This window comes from Protofrankia sp. Cas8 (genome assembly GCF_963555845.1).
Classification (GTDB): domain Bacteria; phylum Actinomycetota; class Actinomycetes; order Frankiales; family Frankiaceae; genus Protofrankia.
Map to the genome: position 1 here is coordinate 1 of NZ_CAUVXI010000261.1, position 6,503 is coordinate 6,503.

Genomic DNA, 6,503 nt, shown 5'->3' on the forward strand with positions numbered 1-6,503 from the left:
GCGCCTGTCGGTTTGTCGTTGAGGTAGAAGTTTCCAGCGCTGTAACGCAATGCCTCGGTGGCCGCGGCGAGGGCGGCCCGGTCGCGGCCGAATACCGCGCCCGTCAGCGCATAAGGCGCGGCATCCGCAACATCCTTCATGATCGTGGAAAATGCATCCGAATCCGGCCTCGGTCGATCGTCGTACACATGCACGGCCAGAATCGGTCCAAAGTACTCAACCGCGAACACTTCGTGCGCGGGGTCGGCACACACCACCACGGTCGGTTCCACGAAGTACCCGACCCGGTCGTCGGTACCGCCACCGACGAGGACCGACACCGCCGGATCCGCCCGCAACCGCGCGAGCAGTGCCGCCAGCCGGTCGAATGCGCGTCGGTCGATCACCGCACCGCCGAAAAGACTCAGGTCCGACACATCGCCATAGGTCACCGCGGCGGTCTCGGCCACCAGGCGGTCCCGCAGGCCCGCCTGCCACATCGAGGCGGGCAGGTAGGCGCGGGACACCGCCGAGCACTTCTGTCCCTGGTACTCGAACGCACCGCGGACGAGGGCGACCAGCACGGCATCCGGGTCGGCACTGGGATGAACCAGGACGAAGTCCTTGCCACCGGTCTCACCGACCAGCCGCGGGTAGGTGCGGTAACCCTCGATCCCGTCGGCGACCGTCCGCCACATCCCGCGAAAGGTGGCGGTGGAGCCGGTGAAATGCACGCCGGCGAGATCACGGTGGCGCAGCGCGACCGCGGAGACGGCCGCGCCGTCCCCGGTGACCATGTTGACCACTCCAGGGGGTAGGCCGGCTTCCGCCAGCAACGACATGGTGTGGTGGGCGGCGAGCTGCTGGGTCGGGCTGGGCTTCCAGACCACCGTATTACCCATGATCGCCGGGGCGGTCGCCAGATTCGCCGCGATCGAGGTGAAGTTGAACGGTGTCACCGCGAGGACGAACCCCTCGAGCGGGCGGTAGTCCATGCGGTTCCATGTCCCGGGGGACGAGGCCGGCTGCCCGGCGACGATCTCGCGGGCGAACGCGACGTTGAAACGCCAGAAATCGATCAGTTCGCAGGCCGCGTCGATCTCCGCCTGGTAACAGCTCTTGCTCTGCCCCAGCATGGTTGCGGCGTTGACGGTATCCCGCCACCGCCCTGCGAGCAGCTGCGCCGCCCGCAGAAACACAGCCGCGCGGTCGTCCTGGCCCAACGCCCGCCAGCCCGGCCCGGCCGCGAGCGCCGCGTCGACGGCGTCGGCGACGTCCCGCGGTGCCGCCGCGCGGCCCGACCCCAGCACCAACGCACGGCGGTGCGGGGCCACCACATCGAAGGGCTCGCCCGTTCCCGGCCGCGACGCACCCGCGATCACCAGCGGTAGCTCGACGTGGTCATCGGCCATCGCGGTGAGCGCCGTCTGCAGGCGGTCACGCCATGCGCTGCGCGGCGCGTAGTCGCGGACCGGTTCGTTCACCGGCTCCGGAACGACCGTGACGGCATCCATCCGAGCCACCCCTTGACTGTGCAGCAGAACCAATGCGCCAGAACCAATGCGGGAGATCCACCCATCAACGTCTGGACCAGGCGCTGAGAGCGACCGACAATAGGGGCGCTCTAAATGAGATCCGCCAGTTCCTGGGTGGCGTACCAGAGCAGTTCATACCCGTCGGCCTCGTCGACCAGGAAGGCTGCATCCTCGCCGCCGAGATCGGCCTCCACCATGGCTGCCGCGGCCGCCTCGACAGCGGCCTGCGCATCTGCGCCATCCACGTGGATGGCCCGGACCTCCGCTATCGGCACGGGTACCGTGACCTCGACCACCCCACGATCAAGATCATCACGAAACCGCACGTGGTGGTCGTCAACCTCCACCGCGAACACGAGCCGGCGCCGCGGTGCCCTCGGATCGGCATCGAGCAACCTGAGGCTGGCCCGGGCCGCCTCAAGGAGCAGGGCGTACTCCATCTCGTCCGTGTCGGACCGGGCGTACCACTCCCGCACCGATCCGGTCACGGCGAAGCCCAGGCCGGCGGGAACCACCCGGTCCGCGAGGACACCCTGAGCCGCCGACAGGGTTGACGCCAGATACACACGCACCATGCCAGTGTGCCGGGCGCAACCCCACCGTCCGGCCGGGGGTGGGGTTGGCGGGCGCTCTAACCCGGCCAGGCCCGGAGGCCGGTCCACCCGGGGTGGTAGACCCCCTCGCCCGCCGGTTGAACCGCCGGTTGAACCGGCGGGCGTACCGCCGGTCGTACCGGCAGCTCAACCGGCGGCCGCGAGCGGCCCACCCGCGGCGTCGGGCAGCGCCAGGACCGCCGCGCTGGTCTGCAGCGAGGTCTCGAACACCTCGCGGCGGCGGCTGAGGTCCATGACGTTGGCGCCGATGACCGCCAGGTCAGCCGGCCCCGGGCAGATGACCGTGACCTTCGTGCCAGCGGATCGCAGCAGTTCGGCCTCGCGCATCACCACCCGGGTCGCCCACCGCCGCATCTGGCGTTCGAGTCGGGCCAGGGCGCCCCGCGGTTGGTCCAGTGCGACGGAGCAGGCAGGGGCGAGCACGAGTGCTTCGTCCAGCCCGGCGTCGGTGAGCACGTCCACCGACGCCGGCGACCTCGTCCCGCCGTCGACGTATGGCCGCCCACCGATCATGACCGGCGCATACCAGGACGGAATCGCGCAGGAGGCCATCACTGCCTCCGCGAGCGAAGCCCGCGGCGCCCCCGGCGAGCCGAACACGACCCGGGTCCCGGTGTCGTAGTCCATGGCGACGATCCACGGTTTCACCCATGCAGGCCGGGTGGGGACGGTACTGTCCGCCGCGGACACGAGCTCGCCGATCGCGGCAAGCGTCCCGCGCCCCTGCGGGAGCAGGGAGACCAGAGCCACCAACGGAGTGACGCTGCGTGGATGGCGCGCCGAGGCGGCCAACAGCCGGCGGGAGCCGATCCGCATGCGCGGCCTCGGCGGCAACGCCGAACCGAGCCGCGTGTAGTCCAGAACCGGATCACCGAACAGCGGCCGCCCGTACTCGGAGTTGACCATCGTCTCGACCCCGGTGCCGGTCCCGATCAGAGCGGCGAGAACCGCTCCGGCGGATGTGCCGACGACCATGTCCATGGTGCGGACGTCGATCCCGGTCGCGTCCTCGTATGCGCGCAGCGCGCCGATCATCCATGCCGATCCGAGCACGCCCCCGGCACCCAGGACTAGTCCACGACGGGGCGCCCGTCTGCTAACCATCAGCCACCTCCCGCTGTGCGCGCACCCTCGGGGTGCACGCGATCTCGCCGCCAACCGCCGCCCAGATCTGGCAGCGACGACGTGAACGCGCCCGGCTCTGCACCGGCCTTACTCCGAGGGCTCCTCCTCACCGAAACTGGTCTCAAGCACACCCCACACCCGCAGCCGTTCGGCGAACTCCTGCGGCGTGGTGTCGTGCAGGAGGGCCAACGCCCGCAGATCACCGTCCCGGATGGACAGGACCTGCCCGGCGTAGTCGTCACGCTGGCGCTGAATCTGCGCGACCCAACGCCGTACCAGCGCGGAGGAGTCCGGCGGTGCCTCCGTGAGCTTTTTCAGATTGAGGACGGTACGGGGCCGGTGCTCGCGCGGCGGCAACGCCTCCTCGTCCGGCAGAAGCGCCGACACCGGCACGCCGTAGAACGCCGCCAGCTCCGACAGTTGATGGACGCTGATCATCCGATCGCCGCGCTCGTACGAACCGACCGCCGCGGTCTTCCATCGCCCGCGTGACTTCTGCTCCACCCCCTGCAGCGACATTCCCTGCTGGATCCGTATGGCCCGAAGACGGGCTCCCACGGCCTTGGCGTACTCCCGGCTCACCCGATTACACCCCCCGCCGCCTTGATAGAGCATTTGATGATCATCTATTACTCCCGCCTACTGCGATGACGCAAGTGCTCACCCTAACTTGCTGTCATCAAAAATGGTTGGTTGCCCCTTAAATATGCAAAACGTGACCCCCTCGACACAATTGTTACCTTCCGGCAACGATCAGTCCACTTGTCGGGTCAGAACGCCGATGCCGACGGCGGCGACGCCGCCGCCGACCCCGACACGCCGCTGCGAACAGCGAACCGCCCGCCAACCGCTCCTCTTTCCGTACGATCAGTCACCCAGACAGACTGCCCAGGAAGCGCGGTCAGTAACCGTTCGACGCGAGGATTAAAAGGACATTTTCGAAAAAATACGATATACGCAACCGGGGTCGGTCGCCCGGACCTGTGGCACCTCGTGTGAACGCGCTCAGCGACGCGTGGCCGAGCGTCGACGGCGCCCGCGTACCGGGCGGCCGGCCACCCGCGCGGCGAGTTCGCCGATCGCGAGCCGGGCCGGCGACTGCGGAGCGACATCACGCAGCAGCTGGCCGGCGGCCTGGGCGGTGTCCATCGCAGCCGTGTCCAGGGGCACCAGCGCGACCGGCTCCGAGCCGACATGGCGCACCATCGCGCGAGACACCTCCCGCCGGGCGTCGCCACCGACGGCCGAGCCGCGCAGCCGGTTCACCACGATCCACGGATCCGTCCCGGGAACGACCTCGCGCAGATCGGACAGGCCGCGGACGAAACGAACCAGGCCCACCGGCTCCGCCGATGCCACGGCCAGGATGGTGTCGGCGGCGCCGAGTACCGCCTGGGTCGCCCCGTTGCGGCGTGGAGCGGCCGTGTCGAAAGACAGCTCCTCGTCCATCTCAAGACAGAACCCACAGTCGACCACGACAAAACTCGCCAGCCTTCGTGCCAGTGCCAGCACCACCTCGATGGACGCCGGTCGCAGCTCCGGCCATCTCGCCGGCCGGGCGATCCCGGGCAGGACCCGCAATCCGCCGCCCAGGTCCCTGCACAGCACCGCGAGGCGGGGCACGTCCAGGGTGCCCTGGTTCGCCGCCCGGGCGGCGGCGGCAAGCCCGGGGGCCTCCTCCAGCAGCCCCACCAGCTGGCCGATCGATCCGCCGTAGACATCGGCGTCGACAAGCACCGTCGACATCCCCATCCCGGCCAGTTCGGCCGCCAGACACAACGCCACCGTGGTGCGGCCCGGCGCGCCGGTGGGACCCCAGACCGCGATCACCCGACCCGCGCCGAGTTCAGGCAGGTCGACGGCATCGGGCACCGGCACCACTGGCGCCACGGCGGCAAAGCCCGCCATCGGCTCGCTGTAGGAGCCCGTGGGCAACGCCGCGTGGCCACGGTCGGAAAGCGCCCGGGCCGCCTCCACCACGGCGGCCGCGACCACCTCTGCGGTCGAGTCAGTTGCGATCACCGCCGCGACACCGAGCTGGCGCAGCCTGCGCTCGCCATCCTCGTCGCCCGGCACAATCAACCCGATTGCCGCGACCCCGGCGATCGCCAGACGCGTCAGCGCCTCCCGGTCCAAGCGGCGTAGGTCCGCCGACACCAACGCGGCCCGCGCGGCGCCCGTTGTGGCGGCAGCGAGCAGGTCGGGCAGATCCACACATCGCCGGACGACCGTCACCCCGAGGTCACGGCGGTCGAAGGCGGTCACGAGCCCGGACTCGACCACCGAGTTGGTGACCGCGGTGAGGATCGGGAGGCTCATTGCGCATATCCCGGCACAGCGCTTGGACCAGCCCCGCCCACATCGCCACGGGCGCCGCGTTCCAGCTTGACGAGGTCGACCCGCTCACTTTGCGAGGCTGCCACAGCATTGATGGCGAGATCGACCGGAACTCTCAACGTCAACGAGTGGGCACCACCAGTGAGAGTCTCCCTCGAGATGAACTCGACGTCGTGCAGCACCAGAACCTCCGTGCCGCTGCTTCCCACCGCTGATTGAGCTGCCTGCGCAGACTGGCCAGCCTGCAGTGCCGCGCTTGGAGCCACGGTGTTGGAACGCTGGTAGGCGAAGAGATCCACATGATCACCCGGAGCGAGAGACGGTGCCCGACCGTCCTTCACGACCACCGACACCAGCCGTGTCGGGATGACGTTACTGCGCACGAAGTCAGCGCCGCTGACCAGCTCCCCGGCTGAAACCGGACGGGAAAGCATCGCCCCGACTATCTCCGGACCACGCTCGCCGGGGTAGTAACGCTTCGCGGCGTCCAGGCTCAGGTACGCCGAGGTCGTGGCCAGATCACCAGCCACCACGACATGCCCGGCCGGAAGGTCCCCCTTCGCCACGACCCAGGCGCGGGTCCTGTCCGCCGTGGCGAACAGGCGTGCGCCCAGCACAACGGACACCAGCACCAGCAGGACGCCGATGAGCAGGCGGGAGTCGCGCCAGCGCGGGCGGGTCAGCCGGCGCCCCGGCGGTGACGGCACCGCAGCCGGCCCCTCGGTACGTGTGGCTGCGGGCGTGAGGTCGGTCACCCGGACCTCCAGGTGGCTCGTGTCCGGCGGTGCCCACGACGGCGGCGTCGTTGGCCAGCCAGGAGCTGCTGATTGGCGGACAGCGGGCGCCGCGACACAGACCGGATGGTCGTGGATGTCCGAGACTCCCTGATCGCCGAGCGTACGTGGTCTGCGAC

General features: G+C 69.6%; 6 protein-coding genes. All 6 read right to left on the minus strand.

What is annotated here, in order from left to right:
* Positions 1 to 1,493, minus strand: a 1,493-nt coding sequence (pruA, locus tag U9977_RS24545) for an L-glutamate gamma-semialdehyde dehydrogenase (RefSeq protein WP_322751648.1), incomplete at its 3' end; no start/stop codon positions are given.
* Between the two features lie 110 nt (positions 1,494 to 1,603).
* Positions 1,604 to 2,086: a DUF6912 family protein gene (locus U9977_RS24550; protein ID WP_322751653.1), complete on the minus strand. Its 483-nt coding sequence runs from the start codon at positions 2,084 to 2,086 to the stop codon at positions 1,604 to 1,606.
* Between the two features lie 168 nt (positions 2,087 to 2,254).
* Complete coding sequence (locus U9977_RS24555; protein WP_322751649.1) at positions 2,255 to 3,232, minus strand: patatin-like phospholipase family protein; 978 nt, start codon at positions 3,230 to 3,232, stop codon at positions 2,255 to 2,257.
* A 108-nt stretch (positions 3,233 to 3,340) separates the two neighbouring features.
* Positions 3,341 to 3,835 carry a transcriptional regulator gene (locus U9977_RS24560; RefSeq protein ID WP_322751650.1) on the minus strand — a complete coding sequence of 165 codons (495 nt, stop codon included), beginning with the start codon at positions 3,833 to 3,835 and terminating at the stop codon, positions 3,341 to 3,343.
* Between the two features lie 423 nt (positions 3,836 to 4,258).
* A complete protein-coding gene (locus U9977_RS24565) occupies positions 4,259 to 5,572 on the minus strand; it encodes an AAA family ATPase (protein WP_322751651.1) in 1,314 nt (437 codons plus the stop codon).
* Complete coding sequence (locus U9977_RS24570) at positions 5,569 to 6,345, minus strand: SAF domain-containing protein (RefSeq protein WP_322755120.1); 777 nt, start codon at positions 6,343 to 6,345, stop codon at positions 5,569 to 5,571. Before U9977_RS24570 ends, U9977_RS24565 begins: the two co-directional genes overlap by 4 nt.
* Positions 6,346 to 6,503 lie beyond the last annotated feature (158 nt).

What these genes read in the sequence shown, in the direction of transcription:
- U9977_RS24555 (WP_322751649.1), bottom strand. Translation starts at nt 3,232, where the DNA reads ATGGTTAGCAGACGGGCGCCCCGTCGTGGACTAGTCCTGGGTGCCGGG.
- U9977_RS24565 (WP_322751651.1), bottom strand. Translation starts at nt 5,572, where the DNA reads ATGAGCCTCCCGATCCTCACCGCGGTCACCAACTCGGTGGTCGAGTCC.